16 protein-coding genes are annotated in these 15,550 nt (G+C 73.4%); 6 read left to right on the forward strand and 10 right to left on the reverse strand.

The features are described 5' to 3' along the window. Positions 1-10 precede the first annotated feature (10 nt). Together QSK39_RS22555 and QSK39_RS22560 are read left to right on the forward strand one after the other, a co-directional pair. Positions 11-568 carry a DinB family protein gene (locus QSK39_RS22555; RefSeq protein ID WP_285479752.1) on the forward strand — a complete coding sequence of 186 codons (558 nt, stop codon included), beginning with the start codon at positions 11-13 and terminating at the stop codon, positions 566-568. A 125-nt stretch (positions 569-693) separates the two neighbouring features. Continuing rightward, positions 694-1,227, forward strand: a complete 534-nt coding sequence (locus QSK39_RS22560) for a DUF4232 domain-containing protein (RefSeq protein WP_285479753.1) — start codon at positions 694-696, stop codon at positions 1,225-1,227. A gap of 158 nt (positions 1,228-1,385) precedes the next feature. On the opposite strand, the gene QSK39_RS22565 is transcribed toward QSK39_RS22560, so the two are convergent. The 3 genes from QSK39_RS22565 to QSK39_RS22575 all read right to left on the reverse strand — a co-directional run bounded on the left by QSK39_RS22565 (position 1,386) and on the right by QSK39_RS22575 (position 3,824). Beyond that, entirely contained in the window at positions 1,386-1,799 is a 414-nt protein-coding gene (locus tag QSK39_RS22565; protein WP_285479754.1) for a hypothetical protein, read from the reverse strand. A 73-nt stretch (positions 1,800-1,872) separates the two neighbouring features. Next, positions 1,873-3,138, reverse strand: a complete 1,266-nt coding sequence (locus QSK39_RS22570) for a sensor histidine kinase (RefSeq protein WP_285479755.1) — start codon at positions 3,136-3,138, stop codon at positions 1,873-1,875. After that, positions 3,135-3,824: a response regulator transcription factor gene (locus QSK39_RS22575; protein ID WP_285479756.1), complete on the reverse strand. Its 690-nt coding sequence runs from the start codon at positions 3,822-3,824 to the stop codon at positions 3,135-3,137. The genes QSK39_RS22570 and QSK39_RS22575 overlap by 4 nt, the downstream gene beginning before the upstream one ends. Positions 3,825-3,925: 101 nt before the next feature. Between QSK39_RS22575 and QSK39_RS22580 the strand changes: the two genes are divergently transcribed. Beyond that, positions 3,926-4,399 carry a hypothetical protein gene (locus QSK39_RS22580; protein ID WP_285479757.1) on the forward strand — a complete coding sequence of 158 codons (474 nt, stop codon included), beginning with the start codon at positions 3,926-3,928 and terminating at the stop codon, positions 4,397-4,399. Here the strand turns inward: QSK39_RS22580 and QSK39_RS22585 are convergent. Next, on the reverse strand, positions 4,396-5,406 hold the full coding sequence (locus tag QSK39_RS22585; protein WP_285479758.1) for an aldo/keto reductase: 1,011 nt from the start codon (positions 5,404-5,406) through the stop codon (positions 4,396-4,398). The genes QSK39_RS22580 and QSK39_RS22585 overlap by 4 nt on opposite strands. A gap of 184 nt (positions 5,407-5,590) precedes the next feature. Between QSK39_RS22585 and QSK39_RS22590 the strand changes: the two genes are divergently transcribed. Genes QSK39_RS22590 through QSK39_RS22600 form a run of 3 tightly spaced genes read left to right on the forward strand, consistent with a single transcriptional unit; the run spans position 5,591 to position 8,174 of the window. After that, a complete protein-coding gene (locus QSK39_RS22590; protein WP_285479759.1) occupies positions 5,591-6,118 on the forward strand; it encodes a YbaB/EbfC family nucleoid-associated protein in 528 nt (175 codons plus the stop codon). Next, positions 6,115-6,429: a hypothetical protein gene (locus QSK39_RS22595; protein WP_285479760.1), complete on the forward strand. Its 315-nt coding sequence runs from the start codon at positions 6,115-6,117 to the stop codon at positions 6,427-6,429. The genes QSK39_RS22590 and QSK39_RS22595 overlap by 4 nt, the downstream gene beginning before the upstream one ends. Continuing rightward, positions 6,429-8,174, forward strand: coding sequence for a WXG100 family type VII secretion target (locus QSK39_RS22600; protein ID WP_285479761.1), 1,746 nt, complete (start codon positions 6,429-6,431; stop codon positions 8,172-8,174). The genes QSK39_RS22595 and QSK39_RS22600 overlap by 1 nt, the downstream gene beginning before the upstream one ends. On the opposite strand, the gene QSK39_RS22605 is transcribed toward QSK39_RS22600, so the two are convergent. From QSK39_RS22605 to QSK39_RS22630, 6 genes are all read right to left on the reverse strand, one after another. Next, a complete protein-coding gene (locus QSK39_RS22605) occupies positions 8,175-9,653 on the reverse strand; it encodes a PucR family transcriptional regulator (RefSeq protein WP_285479762.1) in 1,479 nt (492 codons plus the stop codon). 392 nt (positions 9,654-10,045) lie between these two features. Then, positions 10,046-11,116, reverse strand: coding sequence for an S-methyl thiohydantoin desulfurase family protein (locus tag QSK39_RS22610; protein WP_285479763.1), 1,071 nt, complete (start codon positions 11,114-11,116; stop codon positions 10,046-10,048). 21 nt (positions 11,117-11,137) lie between these two features. Beyond that, positions 11,138-11,848: an SDR family oxidoreductase gene (locus QSK39_RS22615; RefSeq protein WP_285479764.1), complete on the reverse strand. Its 711-nt coding sequence runs from the start codon at positions 11,846-11,848 to the stop codon at positions 11,138-11,140. Continuing rightward, a complete protein-coding gene (locus tag QSK39_RS22620) occupies positions 11,845-12,939 on the reverse strand; it encodes an S-methyl thiohydantoin desulfurase family protein (RefSeq protein ID WP_285479765.1) in 1,095 nt (364 codons plus the stop codon). Before QSK39_RS22620 ends, QSK39_RS22615 begins: the two co-directional genes overlap by 4 nt. After that, a complete protein-coding gene (locus QSK39_RS22625; RefSeq protein WP_285479766.1) occupies positions 12,936-14,006 on the reverse strand; it encodes an S-methyl thiohydantoin desulfurase family protein in 1,071 nt (356 codons plus the stop codon). The genes QSK39_RS22620 and QSK39_RS22625 overlap by 4 nt, the downstream gene beginning before the upstream one ends. Further along, entirely contained in the window at positions 14,006-15,547 is a 1,542-nt protein-coding gene (locus QSK39_RS22630; RefSeq protein WP_285479767.1) for a hydantoinase/oxoprolinase N-terminal domain-containing protein, read from the reverse strand. The genes QSK39_RS22625 and QSK39_RS22630 overlap by 1 nt, the downstream gene beginning before the upstream one ends. Between the last annotated feature and the right edge of the window lie 3 nt (positions 15,548-15,550).

A 15,550-nucleotide genomic window follows, 5' to 3' on the forward strand; every position in this document is an offset into this window, starting at 1 on the left:
GCTCGGAAGGGTGATCGACGACTTCGCGAAACGGTATCTGCACGACGATCTGCGCGAGGCCCGCGAGGCGGTGCTGGAGAAGCTCGACGGGCTGGACGAGTACTCCGTGCGCCGCCCGCTGACCGCGACCGGGACCAACCTGCTCGGCCTGGTGAAGCACCTGGCCCTGTGGGAGACCCGGTACCTGGGCGAGGTGTTCGGCCGGCCGTTCCCCGAGCCGCTGCCTCGCTGGGACGACCTCGAAGCGCGCGGCCGGGACTTCTGGGCGACTCCGGAGGAGACCCGCACGGAGATCGTGGCCCGCTACCGCCGCGTCGCGGAGCACTCCGACGCGACGATCGACGCACTCGAGGTCGACGCGCCGGGGCACGTGCCGTGGTGGCCGCGGCCGGATGTGCTGCTGTTCAACGTCATGGTGCACGTGCTCACCGAGACCAACCGGCACGCCGGGCACGCCGACATCCTGCGAGAACAGCTGGACGGGGCGACCAGCGCCCCCTCCCGGGACAGCGAGTTCTGGACGGCGCGGTACGCGGAGATCGAGCGGGCGGCCACAGCTGCTCGTTAGGGGGACGTTCAAGATCACTCGGGGTTGCTTTTGTGCGGGCAATCGCACTTCGGAGCTAACCTGATCGAGTCTTGGGCATCTTTTCCTGTGAACGCGAAGTACTGCCACAGGAAGGGGTTCCTCTGATGTCCGTTCGCCGTACGCTCACCGCCCTCGCCGTGACCGGCGCCGCCGCGACCGCCGTCGCCGCCACGGCCGGGACCGCCTCCGCGATGCCGACCGACTTCAACTGCACCTCTTCGCAGATCGACACGACGCTCGTCGCCGGGTCCCCGGGTGCGGGCCAGCGCTACGCGTCGGTCGAGTTCACCGCGAAGCCGGGTGAGTCGTGCACGCTGCAGGGCGCGCTGCCGCTGGTGTTGTCCGGCGCGCCCGGCGTGACGGTGACCGCGGACCCGGCCGCCGCCGACGCGCCGCCGGTCACGGTCGCCGACGGCGCGCCCGCGTCGATGATGCTGCACTGGACCGGGATCGAGGCCCCGGAGAACCAGGTCCGCCCGGCGAGCGTCACGGTGACCGCGCCCCAGACGACCACCCCGCGCGGCGACACCAGCGACCCGGCGATCACGCTGCCGTGGAACCAGGGCCCGCTCGACGCATCGGCCGAGGCGCACGGCCTGACCGTCGGCGCGGTGACCGCGGGCCCCGCCGAGTCCTGACACGCCCGGCGGACGACACGCCGGCTACCGCCGTGTCGTCCGCCCAATCACGCGTGCCGACCCTCCAAACACGCGAGCCGACCCTCCAAGCACGCAAGCCGACCCTCCAAGCACGCGAGCCGACCGTTCAGGCACGCGTGCCGTCCACTGTGGACCGGTCAGCCGCGGCCGACGTGGTCGTCGCCGGCCTCGTGGTGGCCGCCGTGGTCGTCGCCCGGCTCGTTGCCCCGGCCGCCGTGGTCGTCTCCGGCCTCGTGGTGACGGCCGTGGTCGTCGCCCGGCTCGGTGCCTCGGCCGCCGTGGTCGTCGCCGAGGTCGTGGGTGCGCGTCGGGTACGTGCTCGGCGCGGTCCGGGTCGGGTAGGTGCTCGGCGCCGGGCGGCTCGCGCTCGGCGAAACCGTGGCTTCGCTGCTTCGCGTGGTTTCCGTGGCCGAGGGTTCGCTCGTTGTGGTGGCCTCGGCGGACGTGGGCACCCGCGTGCCGTCGTCGGCTCCGGACTGCGCCAAAGCCGCCGTCGTCCCGCCCACCGCGAGTGCCGCGCCGGCCGCCGCGATCACCAGAATCTTGCGCATGTCTGCTCCTTCTCGTTCTCCGACAACGAAAGAAGCATCACGCGCCCGGCCATAGCGGCGCGCTGCGCGACGCTTAAGGCATCCCTAAAGCCTTCCCGAGGTCCAGCACGATCCGCGCCCCCGGTCCGCGGGTGACCGTGAACTCCCCGCCGGACGCACGGGCCGTCTGGCGGGCGATGTCCAGCCCGAGCCCGGTCGACCCGGCGCCGCTCGCCCCCCGCTCACCCTCGTCGAAGCCCGGCCCCTCGTCCGTGACCTCCAGCCGGGCGCCGTCCGGGGTGGCCGTGAGCCGGATCGCGTAGGCCGTCCCCTCCGGCGTGTGCGCGAAAACGTTGCCCAGCAACGCATCCAGGCTCGCGGCCAGCTCCGCCTCGCCGACCGCGACCGGCAGCGGACCGTCGTCGAGCGAGACCGTCGCCGCGCGGTCCTGGTCCTGCGCGAGCACCGACCAGAACTCGGCCCGTGCGCGGACGACCGCAACCGCGTCGCACGAGCCGGGCGCCGAATCCCGCGCCCGCGCCTGGTCGATCAACGCAGTGACCTGGCGCTCCAGGCTTTCCGCGTGGCCGGTGATCCGCTCGGCCTCGGCGGGATCGGCCAGCGACTCGGCGTCCAGCCGCAGCACGGTCAACGGCGTCCGCAGGCGGTGCGAGATGTCCGCGACGGCCTCGCGTTCCTGCCGCACCAGGTCCCGGATCCGCGCGGCCAGCAGGTTGAGCGCAGCGGCGACCGACCGCACCTCCCCCGGCCCACCGGGGCGCGCCCGGGCGTCGAGGTCACCCTCGGCGAGCCGGCGCGACACCGCCGCGAGCTCGTGCACCGGCCGGACGATCGAGCGGGCCAGCCGGTCGGCGACGAACACCCCGAGCGCCAGCAGCACCACGCCCAGCCCGGCCAGCACCAGCCAGGCCGCCCCCAGTCCGCGGGTCAGCTCGGCCCGCTCGACGAACGCGCGCACGACGGCAGTCCCGCGAGGCAGGCCCTGGACCGCGACGAGGATTTCGCGGCCACCGGCGTCCTCCACGGTCAGGCTGCTGCCCTGCGCCGCGGCCAGGGCGACGCCCGGGGTGCGCGGGGTGGGCGCGCCGAGCACGGTCCCGTCCGGCAGGAACACCGTCACCGGGTGGCCCGCGGTCGTGTTGAGCTGGTCGACCGCCGGGCGCAGCGACGCCGCGTCGGACGTCGCCACCAGGGACGTCAGCGACTGCGCCTTCGCCGTCGCGGCGGTGACCGCGCGGTCCGCGGTGACCGACCGCAGCAGGATCGCCAGCGGCACCAGGAACGCGACGAGCACCAGGCTCATCGCGGCCGCGACCAGCACCGCGAGCCGCTTCCTCACGCCGGGCCCTCCGGTTCGGCCAGCCGGACGCCGACCCGCCGGACGGTGTGCAGGTACCGCGGCTCCTGCGCGGTCTCGCCGAGCTTGCGCCGCAGCCACGACAGGTGGACGTCGACCGTCTTGTCCGCGCCGGCGTAGGGCAGCTTCCAGACGTCGGCGAGCAGCTCGCGCTTGCTCACCACGGTCCCGGCCCGGGTCGCGAGGTAGTGCAGGAGGTCGAACTCGCGCGGGGTGAGGTCCAGCGGCGCGCCGTCGAGGGCCGCCTGCCGCGTCCGCGCGTCGACCGACAGGCCGCCGACGACGACCGGGGCCGTCGTCTCCTCCGGCTCGGCCCGCCGCAGCACGGCGCGGATCCGCGCGTCGAGCTGGGCGCCGCCGAACGGCTTGACCACGTAGTCGTCGGCACCGGCGTCGAGCAGCCGGACGATCTCCTCCTCCGCGCCCCGGGCGGTGACCACGATGATCGGCACCGCGCTGACCGCCCGCACCATCCGCAGCACCTCGCGGCCGTCGAGGTCGGGCAGCCCCAGGTCGAGCAGGACGACGTCGGGCCGGTCGGTGACCGCCGCCTGCAGCCCGGCCATCGCGGTCGGCGCCGAGGTCACCGTGTGCCCCCGCTCGCCCAGCGCGCGCAGCACGGCCGTGCGGATGGTCGGGTCGTCCTCGACGAGCAGCACGGTCGCCATTCCCGGGAGGCTACACACGCGACGCCGCTTCGCCGGGCTCCTGGCGAACGCTAAGGGCGTCTTAGCCGCACGTTAACCCGCCCGGATGGCACAGTGGACGGGTGACCAGGCGCGGACTGCTGATGAGCGGGGGCTGGCTGCTGGCCGCCGCGGTCACCGCGGGCGCCGGCACGGTGGCCCTCGACGTCGTCGGCGCGGGCATCCTCGGCCCGCAGAACCAGCCGCTGTCGCAGGACGACGTGGCTCGCGCGCTGGCAACCGTGCCGACGAGCACGACACCAGTGGCCCCGGCCTCGACCACGACGTCGTCGAGCGCCCCGGCGCCGCGCGGCCTGACCGTCCCCGGCGGCCGCCTGGTCGCGAAGTGCACCGGGGACCGGATCGAGCTGATGTCGTGGAGCCCGGACCCGGGCTGGCGCACCGACGACGTCTCCCCCGGCCCGGCCGCCACCGCGTCGGTGAAGTTCAAGAACGGCGGGACCGAGAACGTGACGGTCGTGACGTGCCTCGCCGGTGAGCCGCACGCCGACACGGTCGCCGACGACAGCGGCGGCGGCCACCACGGACGCGGCTAGCCCGGCAGCCCGGCGTTGAGCCGGGCCAGGATGCCGTGCGGGAACGGCAGTTCCGGCGCGCTGACCGCGGTGAGCCGGTCGAGCTGGGCCTCGGTGAGGTCGAGCCCGAGCGCGCCGACGGTTTCGGCGAGCTGCTCCGGGGACCGGGCGCCGATCAGCGGCGCGGGCATGCCCGGCCGGCGCGTCACCCAGTGCAGCGCCACCTGGGCCGGGGTCGCGCCCGCCTCGGCCGCGACCTCGCGGACGACGTCCAGCACGGCCCAGCGCGTTTCCGGCAGCGAGCGGTAGGGCGCGCCCTCGGCGAGCCGTCCCGCCCCACCGCCGTCGCGGGTGTACTTGCCGGACAGGAACCCGCCGCCGATCGCGCCCCACGGCTGGACCGCGATGCCGAACTCCCGCGCCAGGGGCACGTGCTCGGCCTCGATCGCCCGCTCGACCAGGGAGTACTCCAGCTGCAGCGCGGTCACCGGCGGGCCGCCGAGCATGGCGGCCTTCGTCGCGTACCAGGCCGGGACGTCGCTGAGGCCCACGGCGCGGATCTTCCCGGCGCGCACGAGGTCGCCGAACGCCGCCATGACCTCTTCGGCCGGGGTGAAACCGTCCCAGATGTGCAGCCAGTACAGGTCGACGTGGTCCACGCGCAGCCGCCGCAGCGACGCCTCCAGCGAGGCGACCATGTTCTTGCGGCCGTTGCTGCGGTGGCGCGGGTCGGACCGCGGTTCGCCGCCGCTGAAGTCGGGCCCGGAGTACTTGGTGGCGAGCACGACGTCGTCCCGGCCGACGTCGCGGAGGAACTCGCCGACCAGCTCCTCGCTGCGGCCGGCGCTGTAGTTGTCGGCGGTGTCGACGAAGTTGCCGCCGTCCTCGACGTAAGCGCGGAAGATCTTGCGCGCGGTGTCGTCGTCGGCGCAGAAGGAGCCGGTGCCGAAGGTCATCGCGCCCAGCGCGAGCGGCGAGACCCGCAGCCCGGAGCGGCCCAGCGGCCGGTAGTCGTCCAATCGTGTCATGTCCCCGATCGTGCAACCCGGAGCGTGGTCCGGGTCAAACCCGATCGAGGGCATTCCAGGGCAACTTCGGGGAGAAAACGAGCCATCCTCCCGGTTAGCCCGAAATGAACACCTGGGGTGCGCTAACCTGGCCCGATCGTGGGGCTCGTTGCCCTGTACCCCGGCGTGGCGAGGAGTCGAATTCGTGCAACCCAATCTGGGGCCAGGTGAAGACTTCGAGCTGCTGCTCGAGCGTCAGGTCCGGGACATGCAGTCGAAGGCGGCGGCGCTGAGCGAAGCGCTTTCCGCGGCCGGTGCCACGGTCCGCTCCCGCGACGGGTCGGTCACCGTGACGCTCGCGCCGAACGGCGCGCTCACGAACCTCGAACTCGGGCACCGCGCGACCGAAATGGGCTCCGCACGGCTGACCGCGGCGATCATGAGCACGGTGCGCGAAGCGCAGCGCCAGACCGCCCGCAGCGTCGCGGACTCCTTCTCCACGATCAACGGCGACGGCGAGTCGACCGACATGGTCCGGTCCTTCCTGCCGCCGGACCCGCCGCCCGACGGCGACTTCGCGGCGCCGGAGAGCGCCGAGCCCGAGCGGACCCCGCCGCCGGCCGCTCCCCCGGCGCGGCCGCCCGCACCGCCGGCCCCGCCGGCCGCCGGGCCCGCCCCGCGTCGCCGTCCCCCGGCCGACGACCACCCCGACGACGAATCGAACCCCTGGTGAGCGGCGGCGGCTTCAGGGTCAATTCGGAGCCCCTGGCCACCTTCGGCAAGCACCTCGACGAGCTCCAGAGCAACCTGCAGGGCACGGCCGACCTGGTCGGCGGCATGACGTGCGACCCCGGCATGTTCGGCATCAACCCGGCGTGCCAGCTGATGGCGGCGGGCGCGAGCACGTGGACCGACAAGGCGCACCACCAGTTCGGCGACTACGCCAAGACCATCGGCGAGTTCTCCGACAAGGTCGCCGAGGCCGCGAAGCGCTACCAGTCGGGCGAACAGGACGCCGTCGATTCGATCGTGAGGTTCGAGTAGTGGGCGACGACTACAAGAGCAAGGACGTCAGCCTCCACGGCTCCGAACTCTTCAACAGCGACAACGCCTCCGCCGGTGCCGGGTTCTTCGAAGCGGCGATCGGCCTGGACAAGGCCGTCAAGGAGAACGACCAGGTCGCGATCGGCATCGGCGCGGCGGGCATGGCGCTGGAGACCATCGGTCTCGTGCTGGACCCGATCGGCAGCCTGCTCACCGCCGGGATCGGCTGGCTCATCGAGCACATCACGATCCTGCGGTGGCCGCTGGACATCCTGATGGGTGACCCCATCGGCATCAACGCGGCCGCCGAGGCGCTCTCGGCCGAGAAGAAGAAGCTGGAGCAGTGGTCGACCGACCACCAGTCGGCGATCGAGACGCTCATGAAGGACTGGTCCGGCAACGCCGCGGACCAGTTCAAGAAGGACATGGACGCGGTCACCGAGCAGCTCACCTCCCTCGGCGGCTACCTCGACCAGGCCGGCAAGAACATGAAGATCGCCGGCGGCATCGTCGGCGCGTTCCGCGGCATCTTCCGCGACCTGATCGCGATGCTCCTGGCGACGATCATCAAGGGCGCCCTGATCGCGGCGGCGCTGGCCCCGGTGACGTTCGGCGCGTCGATCGCGATCTTCATCGGCACCACGATCGGCACGGTGGCCACGGCGCTGGGCAAGATCGGCGCGAAGCTCGTCCAGCTGGGCCGCAAGCTCGGCGACCTGGTGAAGGCGCTGGCGAAGATGGGCAAGGCGGGCGACGAGATCGCGGGCGCGAAGCCCCCGACGAGCAGCCTGACGCCGACCCCGACCCCCAAGCCGGACGCGACCCCGTTGCCGAAGCCGGACTCGACGCCCACGCCGAAGCCGGACACGACCCCGTCGTCGGCGACGCCGGAGCCGAAGCCCGAGCCCAAGCCGGACACGACACCCGAGCCCAAGCCCGACACCACGCCGTCGTCGGCCACGCCGGAACCGAAGCCCGAGCCCAAGCCGGACACGACCCCGGAACCCAAGCCCGAGCCGAAGCCCGAGCCCGCGCCGTCGTCGTCCTCGGCGACCCCCGAGCCGAAGCCGGAACCCAAGCCCGATCCCAAACCGGAGCCGAAGCCGGACACCACGCCGTCGTCGGCCGCCCCGGAGCCGAAGCCCGAGCCCAAGCCGGACACCACGCCGGAACCGAAGCCCGACACGACACCGGAGCCCAAGCCGGAGCCCGCGCCGTCGTCGTCCTCGGCCACCCCGGAACCGAAGCCCGAGCCCAAGCCCGACACCACCCCCGAGCCCAAGCCGGAACCCAAGCCGTCCTCGGCGACCCCGGAACCCAAGCCGGAACCCAAGCCCGAGCCCAAGCCGGAACCCGCGCCGTCGTCGTCCTCGACCACGCCGGAACCGAAGCCCGACGCCACTCCGGACCCGAAGCCGGACGCCACCCCGGCGCCGACCCCGGATCCCAAGCCGCACAAGCCGTTCACCGACCAGATGACCGCGGTCATCAAGGACAAGCTGTCCAAGGTGGACGGTGTCACGCCCGAGATCCTGCAGAAGTTCGACAAGATCAACAACTTCTCCGTCGAGCAGCTCGGCAAGGTCTTCGGCAAGGAAGGCGCCGAGAAGTTCGAGTCGGCCATCAAGATCATGACCGACCCGTGGTTCGGCAAGTCGGGCCTGGCCGGCAAGACCGTCGTCGACATGATCAAGGGCGTGCCCGCCAGCATCGGCAACGTCACCGGCGGCGGGGACGACGACTAGTCACTCCTCCGCCAGGATCACCGCCCGGGACGCGAGGTGCAGCGCCAGCCTCTCGTCCGGGCGGGACAGGTCCACCCCGAGCAGCTGCTCGATCCGCGCGATCCGGGCCGCCACGGTGTTGCGGTGCACGCCCAGCACGGTGGCGGTCTCGGCGATCGACGACTCCGCGTCGAGGTAGGCGGCGAGGGTCCGGACCAGCTCGCCCGGCGCGTCCCGCAGCGGCGCGACGAGTGCTCGGGCCGCGGGCTCGAACGTGTCCGTGCGGGTCCACTCCAGCAGCAGCTGAGCCATCCCGAGCTGGTCGACGTGCAGGAAGTGACCGGTCTCGGGCCGGGTCGCGGCGAGCCGGGCCGCGTCGAGGGCCTCCGCGACGGTCGCCGCCAGCCCCTCCGGCCGCGGGTGCGGCCGCCCGACCCCCATGTGCGCGCCGAGGCGCAGCGCCCGGTGCGCGGTCTGGAGCCGGGTCGCCAGGGAGCGCACGCGTTCCGCCGTGGGCTCGTGGTCGAAGGTGACCCAGCCGGTCCAGCCGTCGCCGTGCTCGACGACGACCGCCTCGACGTCCAGCGCCCGCATGACCTCCTGCGTGCGCGCGACCGTGTCGACTGCCGCCGGGACGCCGATGTGCAGGCCGACGTGCCAGCCGCCGAGCCGCCAGCCGGCGTCGGCGACGCGGCGGCGCAGGTCCGCGCCGGGTTCGGTGTCGAGGCGCAGGAGGTCGCCGAGCAACGCGGTGCGGGAGCGCGCGTCGCGTTCCAGTTCGAGCCGGTTGGCGAGCAGCCACCGCTGCAACGCCCCGGCGGCGACGGCGAGCGCGGGCGGCACGACGTCGGCCCGCGCGGCTTCGGTCCCCCGCAGTTCGGCCGCGAGCCACATCGCCGGGCGCTGCAGGAGAACGGGGTGGGCCAGGAAGACGCTGTCGTGGCCGTCGATCCGCTGCGGCACGGCCTCGTCCAGCCGCACGCGCCCGGCGACTTCACCGGCGAGCGGCACACCCCGGTCGTCGAGCACAGCGACGGGCGAACGCAGCAGCCGCCGCAGCACGGCGACGACCTCTTCGGGCGGCCGCAGCCGATCCCCGAGGGCGCGGTGGGTGGCCAGCAGCAGATCGGCCCGGTCGAGTTCGGGCGCGGCGAGCAGCAGCCGCGCTTCGACGAGCAGATCCAGCGGCGCGGCACCGGTGGTCAGCAGCGGAACGGCCAGGCGATCGGCCAGCAGGCGCGACGCGGTGAGCGGTGCGGTCCCGGGCAGCAGGACTCCGGTGGCCCCGGCATCGGCACAGCGCCGCAGAAGGGCATCGATCTGCCAGTCGGTCCCGGCAACCGGCCGGGCGACCACGGTGAGTTCCCCGGGCGCGGGGAGGTGCGAAGCGTCCAAAGTGGCCTGAACGGTCGCGAGTGGACGGTCGAGCCCGGCCGCACCGGCGAGCAGCCGGACGTGTTCGGCCCAGCCGGGGAGGGAGAGAACCCGGCGCAGGCTCACGGGAACCTCGCCAGGCCGGTGCTGCTCACGACAGCTCCGCCGGGCTCGCTGCCCCCACGCACGACGCTCCGCCCGCAACGCACTCGCCGCCCGCTCACCACAGCCCCGCCAGGTTCATTGCCCCCACGCGCGACGCCCGGCCCGCAATACACTCGCCGCCCGCTCACGACAGCCCCACCAGACTCGCCACCCCACGCGCGACGCCCGGCCCGCAACTCACTCGCCGCCCACTCACCACAACCCCACCAGGCCCCGCCCCCACGCACGACGCCCCGCCCGCAACCCACTCACGACAACCCCGCCACGCTCGCTGCCCCCACCCACGATGCCCCGCCCTCCCCGGCCGGTGCCACCCGCCGCGCTGCGCTCCGGCGCAAGCACCCGCCGCCCCCTCACTCCGCGCCCACCGGATCGCAGTCGATTCCGTACGCCCGGGGCCGGACCACCGGCAGCCAGCGCGGGTCCGTCCAGAACGGCGCCGCCGCCAGCCGGACCACGTCCACCTCCACCCCTGCACGGATCGCGTCGCACGACACCGGGACTCCCGTGCGGTGGTCCAGGACCGACAGCACGTCCGGGGTCGACGCCACCGGCTCCCCGTCGCGCAGGGCCAGCAGGTACTCGTTCTCCATCTCCAGCCGCAGCAGCGCGCCGTCGCGGTGGTCGGCCAGCGTGACGCTGCCGCGGCCGAAGCCCGGGCTTCCGTGCTGCCCCGGCCCCGGGTGCCGCGCCACCTCCAAGACCCGCCCGCGCGCCAGCACCGATCCCGCCAACGCCGCCGCAAGCTCGTCGCGAGGCGGGCTCTCCCCCGCCGCCAGCACCCGGCGGCCCAGCTCCAGAGCGCCGCTCGTCGTTCCCGGGACCGAACACTCCGCCAGCTCGCCGGCCGGGATCGGGGCCAGCGCGAACGCCGCCCACCCGCCGGAGCCGGCCAGGAACGCCCGGGTGCCCCGCTCGATCACCACGTCGGACCCGGCCGCGAGCACCACGACCTGCCCGCCGGGCTCCGCCAGCGCCGCCGGGGCGACCCCACGGCCGGTCGCCGCCACCGAGAACTGGTCGAGCCGGGGCAGTCCGCGGCCGGACAGGTCCGCGTCGACGTACCCCAGCCCGAGCTGGTCGGCCACGACCATCGGCAGCAGCCCGTTGAGGCCGCCGATCTCGATCGACATCAGCGCGTCGGCACGCTCGCCGGTCCAGCGTTCGACGGCGGCCACCGCGGCCGCGAACTCGCCGCCGCCCGGCAGCTTCTCGGTGAACGCCGCCGTCGCCCCGACGACGCCGATCGGCACCACCCGGGCCGAAGGCGCCAGCTCGGCCGCCGGGGACACCACCAGCGACCGGCCGTCCGCGAGCAGCCGGCGCAGCAGCACGGCGGCGGTCACGGTGTCCCCGCCGCCGCCGGACCCGAGCAGGGCCACCCCGCGTTCGAGGGCGGCCACGTCACCAGCGGTGATGCGCATGACTGACCACAGTAGACGAGCTCAGCGCAGCGCGTAGCCACCGTCGGGGTAGAGCGTCGACCCGGTCGTGTAGCTGCTGCCGAACAAGTACAGCACCGCATCGGCCACTTCGGACTCCTTCCCGACGCGGTGCAGCAGCGTGTCCGCGCGGTACTGCGCGAAGCTCGCCTCCCGCACGTCCGCGGGCCGCCCCGCCCACAGGTTCCCGTCGATGGTCCCCGGCGCGACGACGTTCACCCGGACCGGCGCCAGCTCGACCGCGAGCCCGCGGCCGAGGCCCTCGACCGCCGCGTTGCAGGCGACGTACGCGGGCGCCGCACCCGGCGGCCGGACGCTCGCCGCCCCGGACATCAGCACGATCGACGCGTCGGGCGCCAACCGAGGCACCGCGTGCTTGACGGCGTGGTACTGGCCCCAGAACTTCGTTACGAACGGGCTGGCCGCGTCCTCGTCGCTCAGCTCCCGCAGCGGCCCGACCGTGTACGACGCGCCGGGCGTGAAGAGGTGGTCGATGCGGTCCACGGCGCCGAAGAACGCGGCCAGCGACTCCTGGTCGGTGCTGTCGACGACCTGCCAGGTCGCCCCGACCGAGTCAGCCGCCGTCGACAGCTTCTCCGGCGTGCGCCCGCCGAGGTGCACCGAAGCACCCGCGGTGGCGGCACGCCGCGCCACCTCCAGTCCGATCCCGGAACCACCACCGATGATCACGACGTGCTTCCCGGTCAAGCTCATCCGATCTCCTCGACGGGGACGAAGGGGTGCGGCAATCCGAACGCACCCGGGCCGAAGGTGTCCAGCGCTTCCGGTGTCCGCATCAGCGGCGGGGTCGAGATGCCGACGACGGTGACGCGCTGGCCGTACCGCAGCGTCTCCGTCGTGATCGGCTCGGCCGTCGACGACTCCAGCACGCAGATCAGGTCGGGCACCACGCACCGCACGGTACCGTCCACAGTGGCCAGCAGGTTCTCGTTCTGGAACAGGATCTCCAGCTTGCTCGAACCGTCGAACGACACCGCCGCGGCGCGTCCGCGTGCGAAGCCCGCCTCGGTCCGGCGCTCCACATCGGACACCTTGCCGCGGAACAGCACCCGCAGGTGCTGGTACGGCGTCGACCGCAGCGCGGAAGCCAGCCGGTCGACCGGATCCTCGTTGCTCGAACGCGCTTCCCGGATCGTCCGGCCGACCGTCAAGGCCAGTGAAAGCGTTTGCGGCACCGCTGTCCGCTTCACGTCGGCGCCGCTCATCGCGTACTCGGCGATGTGCGCGACGCCGCCGAGCCGGATGGTGACGCCGCGCGCCAGCCACTCCATCCGCCGGTTGTCCGGGCCGGTGTCGATCACCGTCGTCTCGCCGCGCTCGCCGCCGATCGCCATCGGCGAGCCCGGGATACCGTAGACGCCGAACGTCTCCATCTGCAGTTCCGGGAACGCCCGGCCCATGCCGTCGGCGTCGACCACCGGCAACCCGAGCCGCGCGCCGACCAGCAGCGGGATCATCGAGTTGATGCCGCCGCATTCGATCGGCATGGTCGCGTCCGCGGATCGGCCGAGGTGCTTCTCCAGCGTCCGCAGGGCCAGCACGGGCTCGGCGCCGTTGGGCAGCTTCTCGTGCACCACGGTCGGCGCGCCCATCTGCGCGGTCGGGATCACGAGCGCGTTGTCGTCCACTTCGGACGGATCCAGGATCGTGATCGGCCCGTGCTCCCGGATGGCTTCGCGCACGAGCAGCCGGCCGACGTACGGGTCGCCACCCCCGCCGGTGCCGAGCACGGCGGCGCCGCGGGCGAGGTCGGGCAGGTCGTCCTCGGTCAGGGTCCAGCTCACCCGGCGACTCCGATCGGGTCGATGTCGTAGCCGAAGTACCGCGGCCCGGCGAGCGCGATGCCCTCTGGCGTGTGCCAGCGCGGGTCGGCGGGTGCGGCGATGACCGTGACGCGCTGGCCGAACCGCAGGCCTTCGGTCGTGACGGCTTCCCCGGTCTCGCGTTCCAGCGTGCAGATCAGGTCGGGCACCGACGCCTCGACGACGCCGTCGCGCTCGGCCACCAGGTGCTCGTTCTGGAAGCGCAGCACCAGCTCGGCGCCGGTGTCACCGTCCATCCCGGACAGCCGGGCCTCGCCGCGGGCGAAGCCGGTGACCGTCCGGCGCTCGACGTCGACGACCTTGCCGCTGAACAGCCGCCGCCCGCCGAGCCGCTCGACGACCTGCGCGACGGGGTCCTCGTGCGCGGCGCGCGCGGAACGGACCAGCGCGCCCAGCTCGGCGCACAGGCTGAGCGTGCCGGGCACCAGCGACTCCCGGGCCTGGACCCCGGACATCGCGTAGTTGCTGATCATCGCCGAGCAGCCCATGTCGATCGTCGCCGACCGGGCCAGGCGCTCCGCCCAGCGGTTGTCCACTGTGTCCAGTACTCCGCGGTTGCCCTTTTCGTCCGCAATGGACATCGGGGTCGCGCGGATGCCGTACAAAGTCGGCAAAACCATTTGCAGCTCCGGGAACGCGCGGCCCATGCCGTCGGCGTCCACCAGCGGCAGGCCGAGCTGCGCGGCCGCGACGACCGGGATGAGCGAGTTGACCCCGCCCGCCTCGGCGCACGCGACGTGCGTCAGCTCCTTGCCGAGGTAGCCGGCGAGCGTGCGGGCCGCCAGCCCGACCTGCTCGGCCGAAGGCAGCTTCTCCACCATCACCGTCGGCGCGCCCATCATCGCGACCGGCAGCACGACCGCGTCGTCCGGCACCTCCGCCAGGGGCACCAGCGGCACCGGCCCGTGCGAGCGGACCGCGGAAAGCGCGAGCAGCCGGCCGATGTACGGGTCGCCTCCGCCGCCAGTGCCGAGGATCGCCGCGCCACGGGCGATGTCATGCAGGTCGTGCTCGGTGATCTCGCGCATCACGCCCCCAGCTGCAGGTCGCCGACGGCCTTGGCGCGGATGCGCGTGGCGTTGCCGGGCAGGTACGGGATGGGCACCTCGTCGAAGTCGACGATGCCGACCGAAGCCGGCGAGGCACCGGCGGCGACCGCACGATCGATCGCCTCCTGCTTCGCCTCCTCGACGACGGCCTCGCGACGGCCGGGCTCGATCACGTAGACGCGGTCGACTTCGCCGCCGATCTGCGCGATGGCCGCGCCGATCGCGTTGGCCACGGCGTAGTTCTCCGGCCGGTGCACCTCGCCGCACCCGGCCAGCTCGTCCGGCAGCAGCACCGAACCACCGCCGACGGCGACGACCGGCAACGGCTCGGCCGACGTCCGCATCCGTTCGACCACGTCGGACACGTCGGCGGCGATCTTGTCCAGGGCCGCCCGCACCAGGCCCTTGTCCAAATGCGACACCAGCGACGCGTCCCCGATGTCGGCCCGCCCGGCCGCGACCGCGATGTCGGTCGCGGTGAGCGTGTCGCCGCCGAAGACGAGCGCCTTCGACGTCAGTTCGTAGCCGACCGAGTCCGGGCCCACCGTGACGTTCCCGCGCACCCGGCTGCCGCCGCCGATGCCGATCGACAGCACGTCCGGCATCCGGAAGTTCGTGCGGATCCCGGCGACGCTGACGTCCGTCGTCGCTTCACGGGGAAAGCCTTGCCGCAGCACCCCGACGTCCGACGTCGTGCCGCCGACGTCGACCACCGCGCAGGTGTCCAAACCGGACAGCACGGCCGCGCCGCGCATCGAGTTCGTCGGCCCCGAGGCGAAGGTGGCCACCGGGTAGCGGCGGGCGAAGTCGACGTCCATCAGCGTGCCGTCGTTCTGGCTCAGGTACAGCGGCGCGGTGATGCCCGCGCCGGTGACCGACGCGGACAGCCCGTCGACGATGTGCGCGGCCAGCTCGCGCAGCGCCGCGTTGATCACCGTCGCGTTTTCCCGCTCCAGCAAGCCGATCCGGCCGATCTCGTGGGACAGCGAGATCGCGACGTCCGGCAGCTGCGCGGCGATGATCTCCGCCGCGCGGGTCTCGAACTCGGCGTTGACCGGGGAGAAGACCGAGGTGATCGCGACGCTGCGCACCCCGGCCGCCCCCATGTCGTCGGCGGCCTTGCGCAGCTCGCTCTCGTCGAGCTCCGCGATGTGGCGGCCGTCGAACTCGTGTCCACCGTGGACGAGATAGCTGCGCCCCGACACCGCGTCGACGAGCCGCTGCGGCCAGTCGACCATCGGCGGCAGCGACGCCCCGGCCGGCAGGCTCAGCCGCACGGCCGCGGTCGGCGCGAGCCGGTGGGCCTCGACGAGGGCGTTGATGAAGTGCGTGGTGCCGATCATCACCGCCCGGACGGCCGCCGGGTCGAACGCGCGTTGCCGCTGCAGGCCGTCGATCGCGGCGACGATGCCCGAGGTGACGTCCGCGGTCGTGCTGGTCTTGACCGAGGCGAGCACCTGACGGCCGTCGAGCAGGACAGCGTCGGTGTTGGTGCCGCCGACGTCGATGCCGATGCGCACGAA

Source organism: Amycolatopsis sp. NBRC 101858, from assembly GCF_030269325.1.
In the GTDB taxonomy this organism is placed as follows: Bacteria; Actinomycetota; Actinomycetes; order Mycobacteriales; family Pseudonocardiaceae; genus Amycolatopsis; species Amycolatopsis ponsaeliensis.